We start from the raw sequence: 25,983 nt of genomic DNA on the forward strand, positions 1-25,983 counted from the left end.
AAACTTTTTTCACAAATGAAAAAAAGTGCGAATGCACTTTTTTAAAACTGTAACACGGTTAGAACGCCCAATGTTTTCTTTAGCGATGAAACCAATTCATCGTGATCAATTTCCTTGTCCAATTGGATAATAAACTGTGTATTATAAATCCGTTCTTCGCCATCTCTCAAGGTTGGAAGTTTATTGGATTCAATTTCAATAATTCGTGCATGAGCTGCTTCGAGTGAACTTACGAATTGTTGGAGATTGAAACAACTAGTATAGGATATGTAGATTTCAATAGTGGAAACACCATTTTGAAGAATCGACATCCGCGACAGTACTTTGAAGATTATGATTTCAAAAATTACGGATCCGATGGCTCCTTCATAAAATCCAATACCAACAGCAATCCCCATACAAGCACTAAACCAAATAGTTGCAGCAGATGTTAGTCCCTTAATTCGATTACCACCCATGACAAGGATGGTACCTGCACCTAGAAACCCAATACCGCTAATTACTTGTGCGGGCATTCGCGATAAATCCGTACTTCCCGTTAATTCACTGATGTACTGACTGGTGAGGATTACTAACGCTGACCCCACGGCAACCACACTGTGTGTTTTTAAACCCGCTGGGCTACCTTTTCGCGAACGATCGGTTCCAATCATGGCCCCAAGAATCATCGCTAAGCCTAACCGTAGTAAGATTGTAAAGAAGGAAAACTCATGCAACGCGTTCATAATTGCTACGAGACTATCGATCATCTTTTTGTGTTAAGTAAAGCGTAATCGAAGAAATTATCATTAATACGACTGTATAGACAAAGGACATTGCGATTGCATTGGTTGATGCAATATCATCACTTGCCGCCTTAACAATAACACCCAATGGTGAATAAAGTGGATGATAGAGGAATACTGTCAAATCATACTCAGCAAGAAGACTGTTAAAGTTTAACGCGATAACCGAAAGAAGTACTGGTAAGATGATGGGAATAATAATTCGACGTAACGTGTAGAACTTACTTGCGCCCATCGACTGCGCGGCTTCTTCTAAACTATCTTCAATACTATAGAATGCTGACCGAATCATTCTAAACGAAAACGGCAGTTTCACTACAATGTATCCCAGAAGAAGAATGACGAGTGTGCCTATCAAGACTTTATTTCCAACGATTAGTCTGGACTGATCATAAGTTAACATGAGTCCTAAGGCAATCAGTGTCGATGGTAAAATCCAAGGGATTAGCATACTGTATTCAAAGAATGCATTCGTCTTTGATTTTCCTTTGTGGACAATTCGCGATACGATCACTGCAATGGCCGTAACGATTACAGCAGCACTAATTGCATAAATCACACTAATGAGATATGGCTTGAATGCTGATGCATCCACAAAGAGACGTTGGAAGTTTTCAAGTGTAAATGAACTAAACGCTAAGTTTCCGGTTGTGATTGCTAATGAATTGGAGAATGCAAAGAGGATAACAAGAACAACTGGAAGTGTGTAAATAAAGAACAGAGCATAGGCTGTAATATGAGCTAAGATGTTAAGTCCCTTATTTTCAATTTTTTGTTTCTGTAATTTCGTCTTAGTTTTAGAAATCGAAATGTAGTTTTTTCCTTTTTCGAGCTTGTTTTGAATCATCAGCAAGAGAATCGTCGCCACACCCAGAATCACAGCTAGCAAAGCTGCGAGTTCTTGTGAACTCGGTGTTTTCGCAAATGCCATGATCATCGGGTTAATGGTTTGAAAGTTTGGACCTCCGACTATTAACGGCGCCGACATGGCCCCTAAACCTGTTAAAAATGTAAGGATTGTGACTGCAAAGAAGGTTGGTCGAAGCGTTGGCATCACAACTTTCATCAGAATACTTGTTCCTGACGCACCTAAGTTTTTAGCTGCCTCAATTGTATGGTAATCCAAACCCCTGATCGCATTTCTTAAGAAAATCATGTGATTTGACGTCACAGAGAACGTCATCACAAAGACAACCGCAAAATAACCTGTGAACCAGTTAGCATTCATGGCTGGAAACAATCCTGTCAAAAGATTTGTAACGATCCCCGTAGGCCCATAAATGAATTTATATCCACTTACTAAAACAACCCCACCATAAATTAGTGTACTCATATAGCCCAGGCGAAGTATTTTCGCACCTTTGATTTCAAAGTACTCCGTAAAGAGAACAATCAATGTTCCAACAATATTTACAGTGATTACCAAGGTAAATGCAAGAACGAAACTATTCATCAATGCTTTCATAGCACGTTCTGATGTTAATATTTTCCCAAATGCATCTGTGGAAAACTGTCCATTTTTGAAGAAAATACTGACTAATAGATTTGCATTCGGGTAAATTACAAACGCGATTAAGAACCACGCAATTACAAGTTTAACGGCAAGGCTACCGAGTTTAATATTATGAAATTTTTCTTTTATTGTTTCCATAATCCCCCCTAAAACTGCATGACATCTTCAGGATTGATCGCGAAAGTAAGGACCTCATTGATGGCGTATTGGCGATCTGTCATATTTTTTTCAATATGTTTGAACTCTTGACCAAATGCCGATACAACATATGTGCTAACTTGTCCATTAAACATGACTTCTTTAATTTCACCTTCGAATTCAAAGTGTTCATTTTGACTACGATGAATGCGTTCAATACGAATATAACCTGGTTTTGTAACGTCAAGCTTTGATGTTGTAGCAGAAATTGCCTCAATAAAAGGGACCTCAAGTTTATTGATAGCACCAATAAACTCACAGACAAATTCAGTTTGAGAATTATTGTATATTTCGAAAGGGGTTCCGACTTGTTCGATTTTTCCATGATTGAAAACAGCGATTCTATCCGATAACTCAAGTGCTTCATCTTGATCATGTGTTACGTATAATGTGGTGATGCCTAACTCTCGTTGCAAACGTTTGAGCTCCTGACGTAATCCCACGCGAAGCTTTGCATCAAGATTTGATAACGGTTCGTCCAGGCAGAGAATTTTGGGTTCCATGACAATAGCACGGGCTAGCGCCACACGTTGTTGTTGGCCACCGGATAATTCCGAAACATTTTTATAGAGCTGTTCCTCTTTTAATTCAATTTTCTGAGCCACATCCATAATTTTCTGGTGAATCACATCTTTAGATAGTTTTTTGACACGCAATCCAAATGCAATGTTCTCGTATACGTTCATCGTTGGAAAGAGTGCATAACTCTGAAAAACCATTCCAATTTGACGTTGTTCAACCGTTTGCTTTGTAATGCGATCATCCGCCACATAGATATCCCCTTGTGATGGTGATAAGAAGCCAACAAGTGCTCGTAAAGTTGTAGTTTTACCACAACCTGAAGGGCCTAGAAAGGTGAAAAATTCACCCTCCTCAACCTCTAAGTTAAGATTTTCAATAGCAACGAAGTCACCGTATTTAATTTCTATATTCTCAAATTTAATCATAGTCTTCCCTTCCTAATTCATACTATTGAACAAATTCTAATTCAGCTTTTTCCACCCATTGGTCAATATTTTTGGTTACAAATTCCCAGTCAATGTCTTGTGCATGGACTGAATTCATAAATTCTATGACGTCTGCGGAAGCATTTTTCATTGCTTCTGGATGAGCAGGGATTGTTCCAAACTTTTCACTCCATGCCGCTTGTGTTTCGGCTGATCCGAACCAGTTTGCGAATTCTGTTGCAAGTTCTTTTTTCGAATCATTTAGAATTGCGACTTGTTCAACGACATACGGTACTCCAATTTCTGGTGAGATAACACCAAACTTGTAATCACGTTCGCCTTGATGTTGCATGACCCCTGATCCCCACATCATGGAAATTGGACGTTCTCCTGATATTACATTTCCAATGTAATCTTCACCTTTTATTTCAAAATGAGCATTTTGAATGTAAGCTTTCGCAACCTTCCAGCCTTCTTCTGAGACTCCAAGAACGCCACTTGGATCTGCATAACGAACAAGAATACTTGAGTATAATGTTTTTCCTGTACCGCCACCTAAACTAAATACATTGTATTGATCTTTGTATTTTGGATCTGCAAATTCAACAATATCCTTTGGTACATCGTTACCAACTGCACTTTCATTATAAATAAAGACTAAAGGTTGAACGACGATTGGATAGTAATGCTTTCCGTCACCTAATGATGTATCCACATCCTTCGCCCACGTTGGTGTATATTCAACAAGCATGTCCTGTGCTTTTAACTTCTCAAATTCAATCGTATTCAATCCATAAACCATATCAGCAATCGCGTTGTTTTTTTCAGCGATAAGACGGTTTGTGAGATCACCAGCTGGGATTGGAACAATTTCAACTGTGAAGCCTGCTTCTTTTGCTTTTTCAGTTAACCATTCGCCCCGACCATCGCTTGCCGAGTTCGAATAAATAACCAGGGAATCTTTTTTCTCTGCAGTGCTACCACATCCTGTCAATACCAATAATGTTACAAGAATGCTTACTATAATTTTTTTCATCATAATCTCCTTTATCTGTTTTTGATGAAATTCTGAATCAATGCAGGCCAATCGGTTTGAATCATATCAAATCCAAGATCAATAAAGTGTCCCCATACCGCTTCGTAATCACCGGTTTCAATCGCACGATTATCGTCACGGTGTGCCGAGAGAATCGTTTTATCATCCAATGTAATTGTGTTAATCCATAAGCTGTATCCTTCAGCCTTAAGGGAACTGAGGTATGCTTTATCTGCTAACGTATCCGTATCCTTGGCCACAATCATTTCAAAAGCTACTGTATTTAATGCCATAGCTTTCACTATTTCGACATCCGTAACACTTTTGGTAATCGGCATGTACATGATTGATGGTCCTTTTTCCTTGAGTGTTGTGAGTAATGTTTTGTCGACTGGGGACTTAATAATAATCTGTGACGCCATTGCCGCCTCGTTGATGTATTCAATAATGTCTTCCCAATAAAACCATGAACGATCAATGTTGATCAAACAATCAGGTGTTTCTTTTACAAACGCAAGGACATCATCCAGACGTTCGAGTTTGTAATGTGTTGGTGTGGCATTCGATCCGCTAATGTACAAGGTTTCGATTTCCGTAGATGTTGCCTCACGAATATCTTTATCAAATCCAAGTACTGTTTTCTCAAGACCGTTGTGAAATGCATAAAAAATGCCATCTGAACTTCTGATTACATCAATTTCGAGTATATGAGCACCATGACGTAATGCATTCTTATACGCGAGAATCGTATTTTGGGCAATGTACCCGCCATTCAATCCACGGTGGGATGCAATTAAGACTCCATGCTTTTGGAGCATTTGTTTTAAGTAATTATTTTCGGACATAAGCTTCCTCCTACATCAAGATTACCAATGAAATTGGAACGTGTCAATTTAAAAAAATGTTAAAATAGCGTCAATAATGAAAGGGATTACATTAATATTCAGTTAAATAGCGGTTTTTACTCAATTGTGTGATTTGAACGTTCCAATATAAAAGAGAAGGCTTTACCTTCTCTTGTTTAATGTTTCGATTGCTCGTTCTAATGCATCGTCTAGTGTCGAGACCCCCAAAATATAGGATCGAATCGCTTCTCCCAAAATCATTTCGTAGCTGAATTCATCAATACCAATATCAATCAGCGATTCTTCACGACGTTTTCCCTTTGCAAAATATTCGGGATATTTCTCTATCCACGGATAAATACGGAGCACATCAACGTTTTCATGAACTTTGTTGGTTAAAATACTTCCGCCAAGATATGTAATTAAAGCCGATATCTCGGGACTGTAAAGCCATTCCAAAAATTTGATACCCGCTGCTTCATGGCTTGTAGTTTTTGTAATACCAATTACACCCCCACCAAGCATTGGTTGTCCACCTGGAATATCTGCATAACCAATTCGATGAATGCCTTCTTCTGATTCAATCAAAGATGACGCATGATTCGAATAGACTGTTCCCATTGCGGTGCTGCCACTTGTAAGATTATTTAAGACATCACTCCACCAATGATTCGTATCTCGATCGGAATATTTTTTTGATTGAACATACGCTTCAATAGCCCCACGCATCACCGGGTGCTTTAGATCATACATCTTGATATCCACTTGTTTCTTTTGACTGTAGTCACGAACTCGCGGGATAAAATCACTTGCTGTGACGATATTGGAGCCATACACCAAGGATGTCCCGTAGTGTGTCTTCGACTTGTTGTTGAACTCACGCGTAAAAAATTCGCTGATTTCATCATATTCCTCATACGTTGTGGGAACCGTTAAATTACGTTTGTGCATTTCATAAAAACTACGTTTGATGATCGCATCTTCAAACAAGTCTTTACGATAATACAAGACTTGGACCGATGCATCGAGTGGGACTGTATACATGATGCCATCGATGTGTGTATAGTCATCCGGAATATATCGCGGTACACGAGCTTGAAGAGTATCTATTTTTAAGTTATCCAGTTTCTTAAAAATTTGGGCACCAACACGGGTCATCCATCCCATATCGATTCGGATGAGGTCATAATTTTTTACCGAGTCAGGAAGCGATACAGTCTTTAGGAGCTCATCGTATGTCAGTTCCACGATATTAACACGAATGCTGTGTTGGGTCGTAAAATCTGCGACAATTGCGCGAATGGCATTGGTTGTCGGTGACTTCAGCATGAGAACATTAATTTCTTCCAACTCATCCGGTTTCGTCACGGTTTCGTATTTAAATCCATCATCTGCTAGTATCAAATGACTTACAGGTGCTTCAAAATCGAGTTGGGTCACAATTTCTGCAGCTTTTTTCCCAAGTTGTTGATAATTCACATCCATACGATAGGCCGCTTGCGGATCAAGAAGTCCTGTCGCCCCTACAGTATAAATATTGGGCATCGTGGCATGATTCGTAAAGCGTGTTAGCTTCATGGCATTTTCAACAACATCTTCATCCATCGCAATAATTGCATCATACAAATGATGTTGTGACAAAATGTCTAACGTTCCTTTCATCAGCAGAAGATCGTCTAGACGCTTGTGAGTCATGGCAACGTCTTCATCTTCCAAAACGTCACTCACGCCTTCAAGAAATTCCCGATACATGACTTTTGATTGCCCCGTCACAACAACAATGTTGCGACGGTTGTCCTGGATTACTTGTCGTGCAAGCGCATTTCCTAATGCCCGATAATCAAAACTAATTGAATGAACCAAAGGGTGCGTAGATGTTAAGTCTCGATTTAAAATCATCACCGGAATATCCAACGCTTCATATTCTTCAAGTCGCTTTAATACACTATATGCAATGACGCATGAGGCACCCGAAGATGCAATTTTTTCAATAATATTTAATTCAATCTCGCGATTTCCATTTGAAAAGTAGACATCAAATTCAAATTCAGTTTTCGCGATTTCGAATTCAATACCTTTGTAGATTTCATTATATTTATGGAGCATTAAACTCGGTAGAATCAAGCCGACCTTTCGTGCACTTCCTTTTCGAAGTTGCTTGGCCTGGACGTTCATGACGAAGCCCAATTCTTTGGCCGCTTGTTCCACACGACGAATTTTTTCCACACTGACATTGCCATTTTTATTTAAGACGTTTGAAACTGTTCCATGCGAAACGCCTGCGCGTTTTGCGATATCTTTGATCGTTGCCATCGTTTCACCTCATAGTTTAATAATATGCGATTTTAGCTTTTTTTAATAGACCTCTGGTGATTTTTAAATATGTAGATACAAGCCGTGAGTGATCCTGCCATATTTACAACGATGTCTTTCATCGTATCCCAAAGGACTTCATGACCACTCCGATCCATATAGCGTTGTAGATTCAAATCCATCAAGCCATCAGCCGTATACTCATAAAGCTCCCAGAAGATTCCCAAAGTCATTGCAAAGCAAAAAACAAAAATCATGATAACTATGATTGGAGCAGGTTTCTCTTGCATAAAATGACACCACACCTCATAACCAATCAACGTCAGTAACGCGCCACTTGAAAAATGAAGGACTGAATCATAATGTTCAAACGTGGAATAAAACCCGAATCGTTCCCCTGCATAAAGTGTTGCAAGTATGAAGAGATAATAGAGAATATAGATACTGTCATCGAGCTGTTTAAACCATGATTTTTTTAGATGCCATGGTACTGAAATTGCCACAAGTCCGATTGCAAATTTCGAAAGTGGCAAAAGATTGGCCATAAAATTCGTACTGTATGTCACGATATTGTAGGAAAAGAGTCCAATCCCCACAATCATTAATAACTTCGCTATTTTTTGTTTCATTTTAAACTCCTATCAAGACCAAAAAGATTCCAACGCCACCGGTTAAAAGCATCACGACTGTGGGATCCCACTTTAGTTTTCGAATAATAATAAATGCACCTATGAAAATAAATGCGTTGGTAACATCAAGCGTATCAATGGCTACAGCGTTTCCATTCCACATCGCATTCATAAAAATAGAAACACCCGCAACAGCGATTAAGGCCACGACCGTAGGACGAACTGCATCTAATGTTGCTTGAATTGCACGGACTTTCGAGTAATTAAAGTATATATAAGCCAACACAGATACAATCACGATGGATGGGAACACATTTCCCAACGTCGCAACAATTGCACCGGGAATACCGGCGACTTGAAGCCCCACAAATGTTGCGGAATTTAATGCAATTGGACCGGGTGTCATTTGAGATATGGTAATAAGATCTGTAAATTGTGCAAGCGTCAACCAACCATGTTTATCTACCACTTGAGCTTGAATCGGCGCCATTGCAGCATAACCACCTCCAAAGCTCACCAAACCAATCTGCAAAAAACTGATAAACAATTCCCAATAGATCATCATTTCTGTGACCTCACGGTCATTTCAAAAACACCCATCAAGCCCGCAACAACAATCAGTATTAATGCGTTGATTTGAAACAGTAGCGATAAGGTAAACGTTGCAACCATAATCATGAGATACATCATATTTTTTGATTGGATGATTTGATGCCCGAGCGTCATGACGACATCGAGGATTACCGCAGCCACACCTGCTTGCATCGTGTGTAAAGCAGCTGCAATATAACGATTTGCTTTAAAAGCATCATAGTAGCGCGAAATCACGGAGAGCAAAATTAGAGGTGGTAAAACCGTTCCTAAAGTACAGACTAATGCACCCGAAATACCCGCAATTTTATATCCAATCAAAATGGATGCATTCACTGCGAGCGAACCTGGTGCAGATTGTGCGATGGCAGTCATATCCATCATTTCATCATTACTAATCCAGCCCAAGTTATCCACAAATTTCTTTTGAAGTAAGGGGATAATGACATACCCTCCTCCAAACGTAAATGCACTTAAGTAAAATGAGGAGGAGAATAGTTGCCAGTATTTTTCAGTTCGTTTCATGATATCGCCTCGATTTCTTCATTAATCATATACTTTTTGCGCGTTGCCTTCAAATTAGGTACATAAAAAAGAGAGCATTTGGCTCTCTTTTTATATGAGTTGTGAATGCGTATCTTTTGGAGCGTCAAGATGGGCACTGATGCTATGCCAAATCCATCCTGAAGCAACCATTGTCAGTACTTCCGCACCAATGACTGCGAACCAAATACTCGTCGGTCCAAAGAACAATGGTAAAACAACCAATAAAACCATGAGAGGAACCGTTGAGCGCATCAGTGATAAATTCGTTGATGCTTTCTGATAATCCAATGCTTGAAGAACTGTTGCAAGCACGATATTAACAGCTGCAAAGACAAGATTCAAGAAATAGATATTGGCAATTGCACTTGCGTTGGTGATTAAAAGTGCATCGTTTGTAAAGAGACTGATAACAATAGGCCCAGCCAACCACATAAGAGCTGTAAAGGCGAACGCCAAACCAGCATTAAACCAAAGCGTTGATCGTGTTAAAGACACAATCCGGTCATTATCACCACTTCCGGCAAAGAAACTAATCGCAGGTTGAATCCCTTGAGATGACCCCAGGAACGCCGTCAATGCAATCAAGGCAAGATAACCAATGATTACATAAGCCGATAATGTCGCCTCACCCATACCTTGATGTGTGATTGAAAGGTTATAGAAGAGGGTTACTAAGCCGATAGAAAAGTTGGTAATAAAAGCTGCCATCCCCTTTACGGTAATGTCCCATACATCTTTAAGCGAGAAGGTCATGAATTTGAATGACAAGACACCTTTTTTTCGTAAAAAGTGTGGCAATAAAATCATGACACTAAACACCGGACCCAGGGCTGTCGCAAGAGCAGCTCCTGCCATTCCCATATTCAAGGGATACATAAAGACCCAATCGAGCAAGATATTGGATAATGACCCCACAATAAGTGCCCACATTGCAAGTCGTGGTGCATTGTCATTTCGCGCAAAGGTACTCAACGTAAAACTAAAAATTAAAAACGGTGATGCAGTTATAAAGTAGCGCAAGTAAACCATCGTATCGTTTAAAATCAGATCGGTCGCACCCATAAAACGGGCCAACGGTTCTAAGAATAGGTTTCCTAGAAGAACGACACTCGCTGCGAGAATCAACGTAATCATATTTGCTTTATTAAAAATTTGGTTTGCAGAATTGGTATCATTTTTACCTAAAGATGATGAAATAACAACCCCCGCCCCTACTGAAATTAGCATGGATATCGCTATCATAATTTCCACAACCGGAATCGCTACTCCTGCCGCTGCAAGCGCGTCAGGCCCCAAGCGTCTCCCAATGAAAATGCCGTCAATAATAAAATAGATAGAATTGAAAATGAGTCCAATCATTTGTGGAATCGCAAACTTCCAAATAATATGCCGATTGCTTATTTTCGAATAATTCATAGTTCCTCCTCAAGCATATAAAAAGGCCAAAGTAGCATTTACTTTGGCCTTGCATGCGTTTCTTTATGACACCGTACGACTCGGCAGTCTTCCGGATGTGTTCTTCCCGTATTTTAGCACACTGACATCATATGTCAATAATGGCGTGCGGATGCATCCTCGATAAACAAAAGCACTTACTTCGGGGAAAGTAAGTGCCTTCATGTTTGATTTAGACTGATAAATCGAGAATTAAGAGAGATAAAGTAATGTTAGTTTTGTGCTAAACGCATGAAACGTTTAAAGCCAACATAACCCATTATTATTGTGAATACAACCATACCCAACACACTGAACATAAGTGGCATAGACGCTACATCCACATACATCAATGCTCGAAGTGCTTCGTTAATATACACAAGCGGGTTTACAAGGACAAGCATCTGGAATACTGGTAATGCGGACAATGCATCCCATGTAAAGAAGATTGCTCCTGTAAATACCATAGGCATTAAGAATCCTGGGAACATTGCAGCAATTTGCATTGGCTTCACGATTGTTCCTACTAACAATCCTAGTGTTGCGGATGCAAATGATGCAAGAATCAAGACACCGATAAGTCCAATGATTTGTCCGAATGTGAAGGAGAAGACAAGGTATTCGTTCATGAATATGAGTGAAATTGGTAGTACGATTAACGCACCAATCCATGATTCGATGATACCAACAATCATTTTCGCTATCGCAATGTATCGTGTATCAATTGGTGCTTGAAGACGGTCTTCAATTTCTCGGGAATTATTGAAGTCCATTGTTAAGGGAACTGCAGTACCATGGATACCTGTAAGGAGTAAACTCATTCCAACCATACCAGGGAACATATACTGTGGAAAGTCTGCGGATACGACACCAATTTTAGGAAGCACATATCCATAAATTAAGATAAGAATAAATGGTAACATCCCAACTCTAAATATAAATTCATATTTGTCGCGGGCCTGAATCACTAAGTCACGTTTGACCATTGTTGTGATAATTTGACGTTTGCTAATATTTGTTTCCATTATTTTGCTCCTTTTGTTGTTAAGTGTACGAAGACATCATCCAAAGTAATGTTGCTGAGGTTGAAGGATCGCATTTTTAAGTGGTTCTTGTTAATCCACTCAAGGACTGCTTCTGATGCTGCAGGTTTGTCTTCAAGATAGAGTGTTAAGCTCGTTGGCGATGTTTCGGATGCTGAACTGACTTCGGGTAGGTCAGCTAACGCATCTTTGAGTGTTTGCTCAATCGCTTCAAACTCAACGTTGATAATTTGGTTACCAGGTGTTAATTGCTTCAATTCTGCCGAGGTACCAATCGCTTGGATGACGCCATTACTGAATATCGCAATACGATCTGAGAATCGTTCGGGTTCTTCCATATAGTGTGTTGTCAAGAACACTGTTGTTCCCTCACGATTTAGCTCCAACATTTCTTCCCATAAAACTTCACGATATGCTGGATCAAGACCTGTAGTTGGTTCATCTAAGAATAATATTTCTGGCTTGTGAACCATAGCTCTTGAAATCTTCAAGCGTTGTGCCATCCCACCTGAGAAACTCTTCACGTATTCGTGTTGCCAATCTTTAAGTCCGAATTTTTCCAATAAGAAATCCGCACGAGATTCAGCCTCTTTGCGACTCATTCCGAAGTACAACGCATGGTAGATGAGATTTTCACGTGCAGTGAGACCTCGATCTAAATTGTTGTGTTGTGCCACGATACCAATTTTGCTTCGTGCTTCGATTGCGTTAAGACGCAATGGCTTACCGTCAATGAACACGTGTCCATCGGTAATTTCTTTTTGTGTCGTCAGCATTCCAATTGTTGTCGATTTTCCTGCTCCGTTTGGTCCTAAGAAACTAAAGATTTCTCCACGTTTTACTTCAAAGCTAATCCCTTTCACGGCTTCGAAGATTTCGCCATTCTTTTTGCGGTAGTGCTTCACGAGATCGCGTACTTCAATAATGTTGTCCATAACTTCCTCCTGTCGTTTACGTTTGTAAACACATCTATAGATTACAAGTGTAAACGATATTTGTCAAGCCTTTTGGCAAATATTTCTAAAATTATTTTTCGCATGAAAAAACACGAACTGAAGCGTCCGTGTGTTTCGTAAGAATTTAACCATTGGATGTGCTCGCAATCTTTTCTTTAATTGCTTCAATAATGGTAGGCTGTGCTAAACCCATGTGCCCTGAAACCATTGTGGCAGTCTCAAAAGATGCATACTGGTCTAACGTTGCGATATATGTTGAAACATCCAAGTCTAAGTCGGGAACGATGTGTTCCAGGTCATCACCCAGATTATCTCCGACGTTTAGAACTTTCTCAATACGGTCATAGACACTAATTCCATCAGCGGTATGACCTGGTGTATGAAATAGATAGATACCATCATCTTCGAACTCGTAATCTTGGGTAAATGTATCCGTTGGTAAACACTTTGGCGGCAGCGCACTTAAATAATTTGAAGCCTCTTTGACACGTGTATCCCACGAGTTACTAAGAATTGTGGCCGTTTGCTGGTGCGCCATAATGCGATCTGCAGGAATGGCATAATTCCCCAAGACATGATCCCAATGATAATGTGTATTAATGAGAACGAGTGGTTTTGAAAGTGTTGCTAAGATGGGCAACAAGGGCTCTAGTGAAATATGGTCAATGCCGCTATCAATTAAATAGTTTCGATGTTCTCCTCGAATGAGATGAAGATATAAAGCCCATTCCGGGTACTGCCACTTGAATAATTGATGACGTTCACTAATGACAATCTGTTCCATTTTTCTTTATGCTTCTACTTTGTAGTTAAAGGTATACGTTTTGCAGACATTTCCTTTAGCTGCATAAACTGTTCCCTCGTAACTTCCAACATCACCAGTATCGACAAAGCGGAACATCATATCTTGTGGTTCGTTCCCACAGGGTACTTTATTGAAAGATGCTTCATCATAATCAGAGGCTTGTATATCGATGATTGACGCAACCGTAATTGTTGGTAATGCAGGATCAGGGGTTTCACCTTCATCTTCAAATGATTTTTGACCAACTTTAAACGTTATATTATCTTTAAAGACGAGCTTAGGTTCCGGTTTCAGATTTACACGTTGCCATGTGAACCAGAAGCCTATACCGACGAGTGCAACTGCGATAACGATGGCGATGGTCTGTACTTGTTTCTTTTTCATGGTAATTCCTCCGTTTTTTATAGTCTAACAAAAAATTACATGCTGTGCGAATTGCATTTTGAACCACGAATCGAATGTATGATTTTATGTGATATTTTACATTTTAGGACCGTGTTTTTGTATGATTGCGTCATATGCTTTGATAATCGCACGTCCTTCGTCGGTGATGACATAATTACGAATTGTAAAAGACTGCTCTAATATCTCATCACTGACATTGTCACGAACACGATCCAACACATCTTGTTTTTTTCCTTTTTTGTCCAATTGGTTTTCCGTTAAGATTCGTTTGAGCACTGGAATACTTAATGTGTCCAAAGACTCTCTCGCACTTGCTTTGTATGCATACCCTTTACGAACGAGCAATTCTAAACTTTCATCGCTGTCGATACCATACTTATATTCGAAATAGTTAGGAATCATGCTTTGTGAGTTGAATGTGCCCAAACCTATACGCCACAACATAATCACGTCACCGGGTAAAAGCCCTTCTGGAAGACGCTCCATATTTTTCTTTTCGACTTTGGAGTAGGGAAATTCTTCTGGATATTGTTCCCATCGCGCAAGATCTCGTTCAGGTGATATATACGGATACTCCGGATAATTATCATAGACTGGATGTTTAATTTTGGTCATTGTGTTTACCTCGCTTTATCCCTATTTTATCACATTGCTTCACCACGACATCTTCTGATGCATGAAAAAACACACTAACATTGCTATTAGTGTGTTCGAACTGATTTAACTTTTAATGATAGACGCTCCAACATTCCCGACTCACGCATATAGGTTATCAAATGAATGCTTACACCAATCAATGCTATTCCCGCAAGAACCATCGTAATAACGCCAAATTGGTAGGCAATTCCAAAGAATAATCCTGCGAGCAAGACTGTTTCTATCAAGTATAGAGGTGGCGCAAGCATTTGATTCCGTCGTGAGACGAATTCCAATACCGCGACTGAAACAACGATAATTAGTGATACGACAGCATTAAACATTGGAACACTTATAAATTGGGCTACGCCTTTATTAATCGTATCATCTGTAAAACCATTGATGATCGCACCGACATCAAGAGACTCGACTCCAAATTGTTTTAAGACTGTATTCTCATCAACATATTCTGGAAGTTTCACACCAACATATGTCAACGGATCCTTAATCTTACTTGGAACTTTTAAAAGAATATGGCCATCTTGATTGGGTGTAAAGTCTAAGACATAGGAAACGTGAAAGTTTTGCTTCATATCATTGACGACAACACGTGTCGTAACCAATCCAACACTCATAACCGCCATAACGGCAAATGTCGCGATAAGACCATTTCGCGTATACTTACGTGCGCGTTCATGCGTCCACAGTTGGCGCAAGTCAAAACGCCCTTCGCGATGAAGTCCATATAATAATGCAATAAATCCAGCAATCTCCAACGCGATGACCCAACGCATCACTGTATCCTTTTGCATCACTGTAGGACTGGAAAACATCCGTGTTAAGAACATGCTGTTTGGTGTTGTCATCCACATCGATATTAAGATAATGAGTGTGGTAACAGCTGCCAGAAGGGCATGATCATGCTTCACGATGTATCGTTTCATCATCATTACCACAATTTGAAAGATGACAAATGGAACGATAAAATACAAGGCATCTACCATGATTAACGGATTAAAAATCGATGTCACAAACCCTCTTAAATCAATGAGTTGTGTTGCTTTCGCATACGAATAAGCTAAGTTACCGACATAAGGTATACGATCAAAAACGGCTGTAAGTGCACGATAGAAGAGTGCTGAACTTGAACCTATTAGTGTTACTGCCAATCCAATTCCCGCCACCATTGCTAATACCCAAAAACTATTAAATAACACATTTATCCGCTTAAACAGATAATTTTTTGAATCACTCATAACATCCCCCTGTCATGCACGTTCGTGCAATTTGAATGATTAAAGCACGTTGCGACTCATTGTATCCACTGTTGCTTTCGCATCGCGTAGACTCACACCATACTTATCAATAATATATTTAATAGCCCGAACTTTTTGCATTTCTTTGATGAGCCCTGCGACATATACTTTATCATCAGCATCTAACTCAAATGCACCTGTAAACTGCTGATTCGGACGTTGTTGATTTCGTTTCATCGCATTGAAATGCGATTGATTAAAATCGGACTTCTTTTCTTCGTGTGAGTGAAGATGACCATCATGAGTCGTTGTAAAACTAGTATGACTTGTGATGCCATCCGGTTTTAGATTTCTTGAACGATCGTATTCTACAAAATCATCGTGAGATTCTCGTTTACGTGATAGAACCAATAATACAATAATTACCAGTAAAATCGCGATTAGTATCCATTCCATATCTAATCCCCCTTATAACTATAGTTTACATGATTCCTCGACGTAACGCACCTGCTACCTTTTATATTTCTTGAAAAATAGGGCAGTTAAATGGCATTGGTGTTTTCGAGATGTGTCAGAAGCGCATTCACGATTGCTTCCATCGCTTTTTCATCATCCGTGGTAAAACGATCCAGATCGGGTGAATCGATGTCCAACACGCCAAAAGGTACCCCGTTTAAATACATCGGGACAACAAGTTCACTCATCGATGCTGCATCACAGGCAACATGCCCTGGAAATGCGTGCACATCCGCAACATTCATTGTTTTATTTGCTTCCAGCGCAGCGGCACAAACCCCTTTTCCTGGATAAAGGTGAACGCAAGCTGGTTTCCCTTGGAATGGTCCTAAAATTAAATGTTCGTCTTTAAACAGATAAAATCCCACCCAATTAATGCGGTCCATGTTCATATTAATGAGTGCCGAGATATTTGCAAGATTGGCAATTAAATCTGTCTCATTTTCGAGTAATGCTTCTGCTTGTTTTGTAAGTAATGACATACTGACTCCTTTTAGACCTGTGTCTTTCTCATTTTATAATTAATCAAGTGGACTGTGCCTCGATTATGCTCTTGTATAGTATAAATTTTATATCCCTTTCTTTCAAAAAAAGATACTGCATTTTTTGATGCATCTACTTCTAGATTGGTTTGACTTGGTATTGTGGCTTCAAGTTTGGCGAGTAATTTGCTGGCTATACCCTGTCTTTGATACCTTGATGCTACGAACATCATATCAATATAGTAACCGTCAACAAGATTCGCAAACCCTACCACTTGCCCATCATGATACGCGACTACTGTGCGTGAGTTCTGAAATCGTTGATGCCAGCGGTCACGGTCAATATCCTCGAATCGTCCAGTCCAAGCATGGCGCTGAGCCGCATCGTACATTTGTTGGGATGATTCGTGGACCGCATCAAAGAAAACACAAATCATTGACTCGAGCATATTTCGTTCATATTTTCTTAAATTTATCATAGTTTATCCTTACCTTACTGAAATATGATTTAAGTGTACCATAATAAAAAAGGTCCCCGCATTCTTTCATATTTTTTTAAGAAGCGGATGCTATAATTTAAGAACAATGGGAGGCGATGCACTATGGCCCAACAATATACCAAATGTCTCATTCGCGATGCGTTCATCACAATGTTAAATGAGAAACCACTAAAAAAAATCACAGTTAAAGATATTGCTATTGCATGTCAAATAAATCGTAATGCCTTTTATTATCATTATAACGACGTCTACCAACTCCTCGAAGAAATTTTTGAGGATGAGCTGAATGCCGTTATCCAAACCTATAATGACACATTATCGTGGGAAGAAAGCTTTATTCTTGCCGCCACCTTCGCTTTGGAAAACAAAACCGCAATTTACCACGTGTACGATTCAATGCAGCGCGATTTCTTACTCAACTATATTTATCGGGTTTCTGGTAATGTCATGGAGCAATATGTTCACAATGCAAATGCTCAAATTGGGGCTCATAAACGAGATGTGGACCTTATTGCCTCATTTTATCAATCAGCCCTTACAACTCTTGTTATTCGTTGGATTGAAACGGGGATGAAAGAAGATCCCCAAGAAGTTGTAGGTCGTATTGGATACTTGTTTGATGGCAACATCCAAAACTCATTAGAACGAAGTGCAAACTAGACACACTCGCAAGAGTGCCTAGTTTTTATACAAAAAAGATGGACTGTCCGAAACTTAGACATCCATCTTTTTTTGTATAATGCAGCCTCCTTTTCAAGGGCGTAGACTATTTATGTAAGCAAGTTGTAACGTCATATGGTCACGACGTTTCTTGCACAGAAAGAAGGAATTACAATGGAATTAAAAACACATGACCCTCGATTAACGTTAACCAACGGATCGTATCATTCACTCGTGAATGCACGAAAACCAATCGGCATTGAAGATAAGAGTGCTTATCTTATCGGTACCGGAATTGGTTCATTAGCAGCAGGATGCTTCCTTATCCGGGATGCACATATGGACGGAAGCAAGATTACTTTCCTCGAACAACTGGATTTACCTGGTGGCTCACTGGATGGAATCGTACGTCATAACGCAGGATATGTTTCCCGTGGTGGACGTGAAATGGGACACCATTTCGAAGTCTTGTGGAGTCTTTTTAGTTCACTCCCTTCAACCGAAGATCCAAGTGTGAGTGTACTCGACCACTTTTTCTATACAAATTATGATGATCCAAACTACAGCAATTGCCGGGTCACAAAGAACCAAGGAAAACGTTATGATAACGGCAAATTCAACCTTGGTCAAAAACTCGCAAAAGAACTTGCTGAGTTTGTAATGATGAGTGATGCTTCACTTGAAAATAAAACGATTGATGACGTTTTCTCAAAAGAATTACTTGCGAGTGATTTCTGGGTATACTGGCGTACCATGTTTGCATTTGAGAACTGGCATAGTGCCCTTGAAATGAAACTCTATATGAATCGTTTCATTCACCATGTTGATGGACTTCCTGATCTTTCAGCATTGCAATTTTCAGAACACGATCAATATACGTCATTTGTATTACCAATGGTCAATTACTTGAAAGACCATGGCGCACAGTTTAGATATGGTGTTAATGTTGAGAATGTCGAATTTGATCTTAGTGACTCCCGTAAAGTAGCCAAAAAGATTGTTGCTTACGACAAAGCGGGCAATGATATCTCCATCGACTTAACGGAAGATGATTTCTTATTCATTACGAATGGATCAATGACTGAAGGATCCGGCTATGGTGACGATGATACCCCCGCACCTTTTGAAACAGAAGCAAAAGGCGTTTGGACATTGTGGAAAAACATTGCTGCACAATCTCCTGAATTTGGACGTCCTGAAAAATTCTGCAGTGACCCTGAAAAATCAAATTGGGAATCGTGTACCGTTACATGTCATGATGAACGTGTTCCTAAATATATAGAAGCAATCACCAAACGTTCCCCTTATGGCGGAAAGGTCGTAACAGGGGGAATTGTATCCGCTGTTGATTCATCATGGCTCATGAGCTGGACAATCAACCGCCAAGGTCAATATATTGGCCAACCTGAAAACGATGTTGTAGTTTGGGTCTACGGACTATTCTCCGATGTTCCTGGGGATTTTATTAAGAAACCGATGCGTGATTGTACTGGTAAAGAAATTACAAAAGAATGGCTATACCACATTGGAGTTCCAGTTTACGACATTGATGAACTCGCTGAATCGTGTACTGCCGTTCCTGTCATGATGCCATTTATTACATCACAATTCATGCCACGGGCTACGGGCGATCGTCCTTACGTTGTCCCTAAAAATTCTGTAAACTTTGCGTTCCTTGGTCAATTCGCCGAAACGTTAGACGATCCAGGACGTGACACTGTCTTTACCATTGAGTATTCGGGACGTACCGCTATGGAAGCCGTCTATGTACTCGCAGGGGTTGAAAAAGGTGTTCCAGAAGTTTACAATTCTCGTTATGATTTGCGTTATCTCATGTATGGTGCCGTAAGTTTACTTGATGGTGAACAACCTGAACTTCCATTACCAAAACTTGTAAAACACCAGGCCTTAAAGAAAATTAAAGACACAGATATTGAACTTATGCTTAAAGAGTATGGAATCATTGACTAGTCTTTATCTAAAAAAATCTCGAATCCAAAGTTCGAGATTTTTTTGTTTAATAGTGCATGGTTATGCCTGAATTTCACCAGACATTTCAAAAGCTTTCTTCGCAACAATAACAGCGATGACTTCATTGATGACTGCAGCTGCAGCAATGGTTCCTTGAATAATCATGGCAGAATTTGGATCAAATGGCATAATTGTTGTTACAGCTATACCTGTAAATACTAAAGATACGCCCGAGTGCGGCAACAAGGTAAACCCAAGGTACTTCTGAACCGTTTTCGGCATCTGCATTAATTTTGCACCGGCAGTTGCTCCAAAATACTTTCCAATCGCACGAGATACGATATAAACAACCGTAAAGAGTCCAGCACTAAAGATTAAATGGTAATCTAGCGGCATTCCCAAGTCCAAAATCACAATAATTAAAGCTGCACCAATGACTGGTGATAAGGACTTAAAGAGTGCTTCTTGTTTTGTTGTTTCGAGCATATTTGCAAATCCTGCTGCGAATGCCATCCCCAGCAACATAAAATTGACCAACGAATCTTTAAACACTACAATGTTCATGAACAATCCAACTGCTGTCACAAATGCAACTGCGACCATAACTGTATAGAATGAATGTTGGTTATCTTTGATTTTTCGAAGAATAAACCCTGTTCCAATACCTAAAACTAATCCAATAGCAATTGGAACAACAATCATGATAAACAATGTTGTACCTAAAGACATTGAACTCGCACCACTTGAGGCACCTATTAAGGACACTGTCGTAAAGAAAATGATAATTCCAATAATATCATCAATTGCAGCGAGCGGTAACAGTGTATCCGTAATTGGACCTTTGGTATTGAACTCTTTCACAATAGATAACGCAGGTGCTGGTGCAGTCGCTAAAGCAATAGAACCCATGACAATCGCGACATACAATGGAATCCCCATCATTTTAAAGACAAGTGCAAATGCAGCCGATACTACTACAAATGTAACCAGTGACTGAATAATTGTCGTTACAATAACTGCTTTCCCAGATTCCTTTAATTTACTTATGATTAGTTCACTACCAATCATGACACCTACAAATGCTTCCAAGAAAGAAATCATGACATGGTAGCTATTCACATCCATGACAGCTTCATTTACAATACCTAACGCATGCGGTCCGACGGCCATACCCGCAATTAACCACCCAAGGATTTCAGGCAAGCCCAGTTTCGCAACAAGTTTCCCGGTCACAACCGCTAAAGCAATCGCAACCACAAGTCTCAATATTTCAATAATTCCCATCTCTATTGCCCTCTCTTAATCGTTCCAAACATCATCATGTTAATCACCAATTCAATATCTTTGAAGTGTTGATCTATATCGACTGAATCAATTTCATGAAATCTTGCATCAAATGCATCATTCACTACCAGATAGTATTCAAGTACATCTTCAATAGATAAACCTTTTTCCAATGTTGCATGTTCCAATACCGTTCGAAAATAGTTTAAGTTAAAATCTAGAAGTTGTTGCTTAATACTTCGGATTGGTTCACGCAATTGTTCTGGAACGTTGTAGCGCGTGTGAATAAACAACCGCGAATGATCTGGATACTCTTTTCCAAATGCATAACGTGCATCCAGATATTGGCTTAAACCCTGTTCATAGTTTGAAATTTTTTCAGTATGATCCACAATATAGTGCATCATTAATTGATATGTTTCGTGGACACTTTCGAGATACAAAGCTTCTTTACCCTCAAAGTAGTGATAAAGATGCCCTTTACTAATGCCATTATTCTTACAGAATTGGTTCAGTGAAATTTCAGTATAGCTTCCCTGTGAAAACTCAAGGATTGCTGCATCAATAATTTCCTTTTTACTAATCTTCCCTTTTGGTGTTAGTGACATGTGACCTCCATAACAGACCAATTGGTCTGTTATTACTTTAACACGATGAATTGGTCTTTGCAAGTGACACCTTAGTGAAAAAACAATATGCCTCCGTATCGGTACCTTCGCAATCTTCAGCCCTTGTAATTCCAAGAGCATTCGATAAATGTATACATCAGTTCATGCGTCGTCGCTTTTCGATTCTGCAGTGATAAAGAATCTTTGTTTTTAATACAATGTGCGTAAGTCCACTCCCTATTGCTAATATCTGCTATCAAAAATATTTCTTGTTTTTGCTGCCGCAAATCTCACTTGACACACCCCAATTCCTTTGAGAAACTAGGGTTACTTTAGCGGAGGAACAACGATGAATTACATTGAAGATCAACACTTTACAGATATTGAGATGCGTGATGCATCACTCGATGATCAACGTTATATTGACTGTACTTTTGAAAACTGTAAGTTTGAGAATATTGAATTAAATAGTACCGTGCTGCTCAACTGCACCTTTAAAAAATGTACGATTATTAATCCGACATCAAATTTTGGGGAAGTAAACAATGCCTCATTTGAAAATTGCAATCTCATCGGTGTTTCCTGGGGAATGTTTACTGGACCAAGCAAACATCGACGCGTTTTGAACACAATCACGAATACGTTTATGAAGTATAATTCCTTCATCAACCTTTCGTTGAAGAAGCAACATTTTAAGACGAATAGTTTTCAAGCGAGTAGTTTCGAACTTTGTGAACTTACTGAAGCTTCATTTAAAGGGTGTTCTTTAGACGCCACAACGTTTACAAATTGCGATCTAAAAAAAGCTGATTTTAGAGATGCACGAGCGTATATTGTCGACATATCAAGTAATCAGCTGAAAGGCTCTAAATTTAGTTTTCCTGAGGCACTCACATTATTGGAACAAACTGGCATCATTATCGACTAGTATCGGGCGAAAACAATAACTGTCGATTGAAATTCTGGTCCCAGCGTCAGTTCGTCTGTAATTTGTAAAACATAAACATCAGAAGTGGGTGCGATTTCATCTGCTTTGCATTGCGTCAGAAACGCCTTTATGGGTAGTTCAAGGTCTTCTAGATCGCACGGCAATACCATGCCCACAATCGGTTGCGTTTGACCCGACTTGTTTGTAGGCGTAAAGATGCGTGCGCAATCATTACTTAACGAGACACGAATCCCAATCATCCAACTTACAAATATAGCTTCAATGTCTGGTGATGTTCGCATTGCTGCCAGCGTTTCAAAGAAATTGTCGTTGGTAACGAATTGGGGGTATGTGTAGAATTGACCCATATCCCAAGTTTCAAAAAATAGTGTGTTGAATGGTATCGTCTCAAACAATTGACGGTAACGATCACGACAATCTAACATAAAACGTGTTTGCTCCAAATGATGAATAGTATGGCTGATACGTTTTTTTTAAGGTTAACTTGTGTGTTTCATAGGAATCTTGATCATTCAGTATGACTTTAATCTCACTAAGGGAGTATCCCATTTCTCGATATGCCTGAATCATCAGGAAATTATTTGCTTGCATCGGCGTATAAATGCGATAACCATTATCCTTTCGAAACGCCGGCTTAAAGAGATGAATCGCATCATAATGAATCAGTGTATCTTTGGTTGTCTTCATTAAAGTGGCAAATTCCAATATCGTAAGTTCTTGTTTCATAGTTTCTCCTTGACCAAGGGGTTACCCCACCCTTTATTATACAGTGGAGGTGATATTATGTTAAAGAAAATGAATTTAGAGACAGACTCTGTTTTTGAGGTCGCGCATTACATTTATACGGCTGACCCTAGTATTTTTAACTTTATATTTGGGAATGAAATGGGTGCATTAAAGGCAATCTCTAAACTTGTCCGTTTGGATAACAATGCATTCTCGCATCATCATATTTATCTTTATTATGATGAAGGAAAACTACTTGGATGTGTGTCTATGTTTCATACAGCGCGCATTGATGGATACCTTGAATGGCGTGATTTATCATCCGTTCTTAATCTATGGGGTAAGGTCCGACTGATTTTTGCGTACATGATGTTGCATCGAATTATTGATATCAAATATCTCGATGTTATTTATATCCAAACAGTTGCTATCAATGCAACGCATCGCGGAAGTGGACACGGTTCCCGGATGGTACAATGTGCCCTAGAAACCATACGAACCAGTTCTAATGATCCTATTTATTTGGATGCCTCACTTGAAAAGCCCCATGTCAAACGTTTTTACGAGCATTTGGGTTTTACAGAGATTGGAACGCATACTGCATTGCTTGGCGGGGAAGGTGTCACACGAATGCAATTGTCTGTATAGATGTGCCATTTAAACACGGGCATCATCATGTTAAGCGCCGTGAGCTCTTACGAGCATTTTATGGGTGTATAATAGAATCTAACTAAAGTGAGGTAGTTGTCGCATGAAAAACAAGTACGTGATCAGTGTTCTTGCAGTTATGATTGCCGATGTCGTTCTGTATATTTTGGGTGTATTCGACCCTACAGATCCACTTTCATACATTCTATATTTTATGGTTCCACTCATTGTTTCGGTGCTCGCTTATGATCAACCAAAAAACTACGTTAATCGTGGTTTTTTAAACTCTTGAAAAAAAGTTCGTGGTGATGCACGAACTTTTTAAAATAGAGATGAATTAACGAGCAACTATTGATCGCGATCAACAATTCCGCCCATGGCATTAATATGTTGTTTAATAAGGGTGTAGTCCAACGCATGTGGATCTACCGCTTGAGCTGCAGACAATGCAGCAATGATTCCTGCCGATTGCCCCAATGCCATACAAGTTACACTTACACGACTGGCCGCGTGCGCTGCATGCGTTGCACTGATTGGACGTCCAACCACTATTAAGTTATCCACATTTTGAGGTAAACACATGTCCAAATCAATTTCAAAGTTTCGAACAATGTTTTCTTCAAGAAACTCCATGATTGATGAATCTGGAGAATGAATATCTATTGGATAACATCCAACAGCGATTGATTTTTCTTGTTTAGCACCGCTTAGTACATCATATTCTGTTAGTTGTTTTCGACCAACGATATGGACGGATTCGCGCACACCAATGTCGCCAACATCTTTGATGTATGAATCTTTAAAAGCTGGAATTTCCGCTTTCAGCCATTTGAATAGTGCCAATACTTGTTGGTGACCTTCAATGGTTGCTTGTTGCAATTCCTCCGGATTCAAACTTGAGAGATTCATGATTCGCGTTGTATTCATTCCGACTTCACCCTCTTGGACGCCTTCAAAGAATAAGAGACGATCGCGTTGGATCGGGAACGTTTTGCTTGAACGAACTTCATCAAAGTAGCCTGAAATTGCAACATAGTCCATGCGTTCACCGTTACGAATCGCATCGCTCACCGCAAAGTTATCGGGGTTCTTTGCAACATCATCACGGACGCGTTCAAGATCCACATTGCCCACGTTAAAGCACATTGTCATCGGTTGACTTTTGTGATCAGACTCACGCCCGATATTGACAGCTTCTCCACTCAATCGCGTAACATCAGCATCTCCACTCGCATCAATAATAACGGCAGCACTATAGCGATTCGCAGTTCCATATTCATTTAACGTGTTGATTGCTTGAATACGACTGCCCTCGCGTTCTACTGCAGTAACGCTTGTGCCGGTCACAATCTCGAGATTTGACTCAGCATACAATTTATTTGCTTGAATAATTTGCATTGCCTTAAAATCAACCGGTGTCAGCGAGTAGGCGAAATCAATGGGATCATCGACATGGCCTTTACTACCACCAATAGCAATGAGTTCATCGATAATCTCTTGGGGAATTCCTCCTACAATGGGTGTTTTTGATTCTCCAAGAAATGGTACAAGTGGTCCCACTAATGCATTGGTATTGGTCCCACCAAACGTTGTTTTTGACTCAACTAGGAGTGTTTTTGCGCCACTACGTGCGCTAGAGAGTGCTGCAATTACACCTGCACTTCCTCCTCCAACAACAATTACATCATATGTTTTCATAAA

General features: G+C 39.6%; 29 protein-coding genes. 5 read left to right on the top strand and 24 right to left on the bottom strand.

Going from position 1 to position 25,983, the window contains the following annotated elements:
• Positions 1–41: 41 nt before the first annotated feature.
• The 19 genes from GVV20_RS01930 to GVV20_RS02020 form a co-directional block, all read right to left on the bottom strand.
• A complete protein-coding gene (locus GVV20_RS01930) occupies positions 42–749 on the bottom strand; it encodes an MgtC/SapB family protein (protein WP_159740377.1) in 708 nt (235 codons plus the stop codon).
• Positions 739–2,436 (bottom strand): ABC transporter permease, encoded by a 1,698-nt coding sequence (locus GVV20_RS01935; protein ID WP_159740376.1) that lies wholly within the window; start codon positions 2,434–2,436, stop codon positions 739–741. Before GVV20_RS01935 ends, GVV20_RS01930 begins: the two co-directional genes overlap by 11 nt.
• Positions 2,437–2,444: 8 nt before the next feature.
• Positions 2,445–3,443, bottom strand: coding sequence for an ABC transporter ATP-binding protein (locus GVV20_RS01940; RefSeq protein WP_159740375.1), 999 nt, complete (start codon positions 3,441–3,443; stop codon positions 2,445–2,447).
• A 22-nt stretch (positions 3,444–3,465) separates the two neighbouring features.
• The gene (locus GVV20_RS01945) at positions 3,466–4,479 is read right to left on the bottom strand and encodes an extracellular solute-binding protein (protein WP_159740374.1); all 1,014 of its coding nucleotides are present in this window, start codon (positions 4,477–4,479) and stop codon (positions 3,466–3,468) included.
• A gap of 11 nt (positions 4,480–4,490) precedes the next feature.
• The gene (locus tag GVV20_RS01950; protein ID WP_159740373.1) at positions 4,491–5,324 is read right to left on the bottom strand and encodes a glycerophosphodiester phosphodiesterase family protein; all 834 of its coding nucleotides are present in this window, start codon (positions 5,322–5,324) and stop codon (positions 4,491–4,493) included.
• 162 nt (positions 5,325–5,486) lie between these two features.
• Positions 5,487–7,637 carry an extracellular solute-binding protein gene (locus GVV20_RS01955; protein ID WP_159740372.1) on the bottom strand — a complete coding sequence of 717 codons (2,151 nt, stop codon included), beginning with the start codon at positions 7,635–7,637 and terminating at the stop codon, positions 5,487–5,489.
• Between the two features lie 32 nt (positions 7,638–7,669).
• Positions 7,670–8,266, bottom strand: a complete 597-nt coding sequence (locus GVV20_RS01960; protein WP_159740371.1) for a DUF2238 domain-containing protein — start codon at positions 8,264–8,266, stop codon at positions 7,670–7,672.
• Between the two features lies 1 nt (position 8,267).
• Positions 8,268–8,828, bottom strand: a complete 561-nt coding sequence (locus GVV20_RS01965; protein ID WP_159740385.1) for a chromate transporter — start codon at positions 8,826–8,828, stop codon at positions 8,268–8,270.
• A complete protein-coding gene (locus GVV20_RS01970; RefSeq protein WP_159740370.1) occupies positions 8,828–9,382 on the bottom strand; it encodes a chromate transporter in 555 nt (184 codons plus the stop codon). The genes GVV20_RS01965 and GVV20_RS01970 overlap by 1 nt, the downstream gene beginning before the upstream one ends.
• A gap of 90 nt (positions 9,383–9,472) precedes the next feature.
• The gene (locus tag GVV20_RS01975; protein WP_159740369.1) at positions 9,473–10,819 is read right to left on the bottom strand and encodes an MATE family efflux transporter; all 1,347 of its coding nucleotides are present in this window, start codon (positions 10,817–10,819) and stop codon (positions 9,473–9,475) included.
• A gap of 251 nt (positions 10,820–11,070) precedes the next feature.
• Positions 11,071–11,862 (bottom strand): ABC transporter permease, encoded by a 792-nt coding sequence (locus tag GVV20_RS01980; protein ID WP_159740368.1) that lies wholly within the window; start codon positions 11,860–11,862, stop codon positions 11,071–11,073.
• Positions 11,862–12,815, bottom strand: coding sequence for an ABC transporter ATP-binding protein (locus tag GVV20_RS01985; RefSeq protein WP_159740367.1), 954 nt, complete (start codon positions 12,813–12,815; stop codon positions 11,862–11,864). Before GVV20_RS01985 ends, GVV20_RS01980 begins: the two co-directional genes overlap by 1 nt.
• A gap of 145 nt (positions 12,816–12,960) precedes the next feature.
• Positions 12,961–13,620, bottom strand: a complete 660-nt coding sequence (locus tag GVV20_RS01990; RefSeq protein WP_159740366.1) for an MBL fold metallo-hydrolase — start codon at positions 13,618–13,620, stop codon at positions 12,961–12,963.
• 6 nt (positions 13,621–13,626) lie between these two features.
• Positions 13,627–14,025 carry a hypothetical protein gene (locus tag GVV20_RS01995; RefSeq protein ID WP_159740365.1) on the bottom strand — a complete coding sequence of 133 codons (399 nt, stop codon included), beginning with the start codon at positions 14,023–14,025 and terminating at the stop codon, positions 13,627–13,629.
• A 96-nt stretch (positions 14,026–14,121) separates the two neighbouring features.
• Positions 14,122–14,661, bottom strand: coding sequence for a hypothetical protein (locus GVV20_RS02000; protein WP_159740364.1), 540 nt, complete (start codon positions 14,659–14,661; stop codon positions 14,122–14,124).
• An 86-nt stretch (positions 14,662–14,747) separates the two neighbouring features.
• Positions 14,748–15,938 (bottom strand): hypothetical protein, encoded by a 1,191-nt coding sequence (locus tag GVV20_RS02005; RefSeq protein WP_159740363.1) that lies wholly within the window; start codon positions 15,936–15,938, stop codon positions 14,748–14,750.
• 39 nt (positions 15,939–15,977) lie between these two features.
• Positions 15,978–16,394, bottom strand: a complete 417-nt coding sequence (locus GVV20_RS02010; RefSeq protein ID WP_159740362.1) for a hypothetical protein — start codon at positions 16,392–16,394, stop codon at positions 15,978–15,980.
• Between the two features lie 86 nt (positions 16,395–16,480).
• On the bottom strand, positions 16,481–16,936 hold the full coding sequence (locus GVV20_RS02015) for a GAF domain-containing protein (RefSeq protein ID WP_159740361.1): 456 nt from the start codon (positions 16,934–16,936) through the stop codon (positions 16,481–16,483).
• Positions 16,937–16,947: 11 nt separating this feature from the next.
• Positions 16,948–17,415: a GNAT family N-acetyltransferase gene (locus GVV20_RS02020; RefSeq protein ID WP_159740360.1), complete on the bottom strand. Its 468-nt coding sequence runs from the start codon at positions 17,413–17,415 to the stop codon at positions 16,948–16,950.
• A gap of 123 nt (positions 17,416–17,538) precedes the next feature.
• Between GVV20_RS02020 and GVV20_RS02025 the strand changes: the two genes are divergently transcribed.
• Both GVV20_RS02025 and GVV20_RS02030 read left to right on the top strand, forming a co-directional pair.
• Positions 17,539–18,096 carry a TetR/AcrR family transcriptional regulator gene (locus GVV20_RS02025; RefSeq protein WP_159740359.1) on the top strand — a complete coding sequence of 186 codons (558 nt, stop codon included), beginning with the start codon at positions 17,539–17,541 and terminating at the stop codon, positions 18,094–18,096.
• 174 nt (positions 18,097–18,270) lie between these two features.
• Entirely contained in the window at positions 18,271–20,067 is a 1,797-nt protein-coding gene (locus tag GVV20_RS02030; protein ID WP_159740358.1) for an oleate hydratase, read from the top strand.
• A 60-nt stretch (positions 20,068–20,127) separates the two neighbouring features.
• Here GVV20_RS02030 and GVV20_RS02035 read toward each other — a convergent pair whose 3' ends face one another.
• Positions 20,128–21,351, bottom strand: coding sequence for a cation:proton antiporter (locus tag GVV20_RS02035; protein WP_159740357.1), 1,224 nt, complete (start codon positions 21,349–21,351; stop codon positions 20,128–20,130).
• 2 nt (positions 21,352–21,353) lie between these two features.
• Positions 21,354–21,959 (bottom strand): TetR/AcrR family transcriptional regulator, encoded by a 606-nt coding sequence (locus tag GVV20_RS02040; RefSeq protein WP_159740356.1) that lies wholly within the window; start codon positions 21,957–21,959, stop codon positions 21,354–21,356.
• 349 nt (positions 21,960–22,308) lie between these two features.
• On the opposite strand from GVV20_RS02040, the gene GVV20_RS02045 reads away from it, so the two are divergent.
• Positions 22,309–22,887 (top strand): pentapeptide repeat-containing protein, encoded by a 579-nt coding sequence (locus tag GVV20_RS02045; RefSeq protein WP_159740355.1) that lies wholly within the window; start codon positions 22,309–22,311, stop codon positions 22,885–22,887.
• On the opposite strand, the gene GVV20_RS02050 is transcribed toward GVV20_RS02045, so the two are convergent.
• Entirely contained in the window at positions 22,884–23,333 is a 450-nt protein-coding gene (locus GVV20_RS02050; protein ID WP_159740354.1) for a hypothetical protein, read from the bottom strand. The two genes, GVV20_RS02045 and GVV20_RS02050, sit on opposite strands and share 4 nt — an antisense overlap.
• The gene (locus GVV20_RS02055; protein WP_159740353.1) at positions 23,317–23,634 is read right to left on the bottom strand and encodes a MerR family transcriptional regulator; all 318 of its coding nucleotides are present in this window, start codon (positions 23,632–23,634) and stop codon (positions 23,317–23,319) included. Before GVV20_RS02055 ends, GVV20_RS02050 begins: the two co-directional genes overlap by 17 nt.
• Before the next feature lie 57 nt (positions 23,635–23,691).
• Here GVV20_RS02055 and GVV20_RS02060 point away from each other — a divergent pair, with 57 nt between their 5' ends.
• Entirely contained in the window at positions 23,692–24,282 is a 591-nt protein-coding gene (locus tag GVV20_RS02060; RefSeq protein ID WP_159740352.1) for a GNAT family N-acetyltransferase, read from the top strand.
• 103 nt (positions 24,283–24,385) lie between these two features.
• Positions 24,386–24,574, top strand: coding sequence for a hypothetical protein (locus tag GVV20_RS02065; RefSeq protein ID WP_159740351.1), 189 nt, complete (start codon positions 24,386–24,388; stop codon positions 24,572–24,574).
• 56 nt (positions 24,575–24,630) lie between these two features.
• Here the strand turns inward: GVV20_RS02065 and GVV20_RS02070 are convergent, their stop codons facing one another.
• Entirely contained in the window at positions 24,631–25,980 is a 1,350-nt protein-coding gene (locus GVV20_RS02070) for an FAD-dependent oxidoreductase (RefSeq protein ID WP_159740350.1), read from the bottom strand.
• Between the last annotated feature and the right edge of the window lie 3 nt (positions 25,981–25,983).

This window comes from Erysipelothrix aquatica (assembly GCF_009828775.2).
Taxonomy (GTDB): Bacteria; Bacillota_I; Bacilli_A; order Erysipelotrichales; family Erysipelotrichaceae; genus Erysipelothrix; species Erysipelothrix aquatica.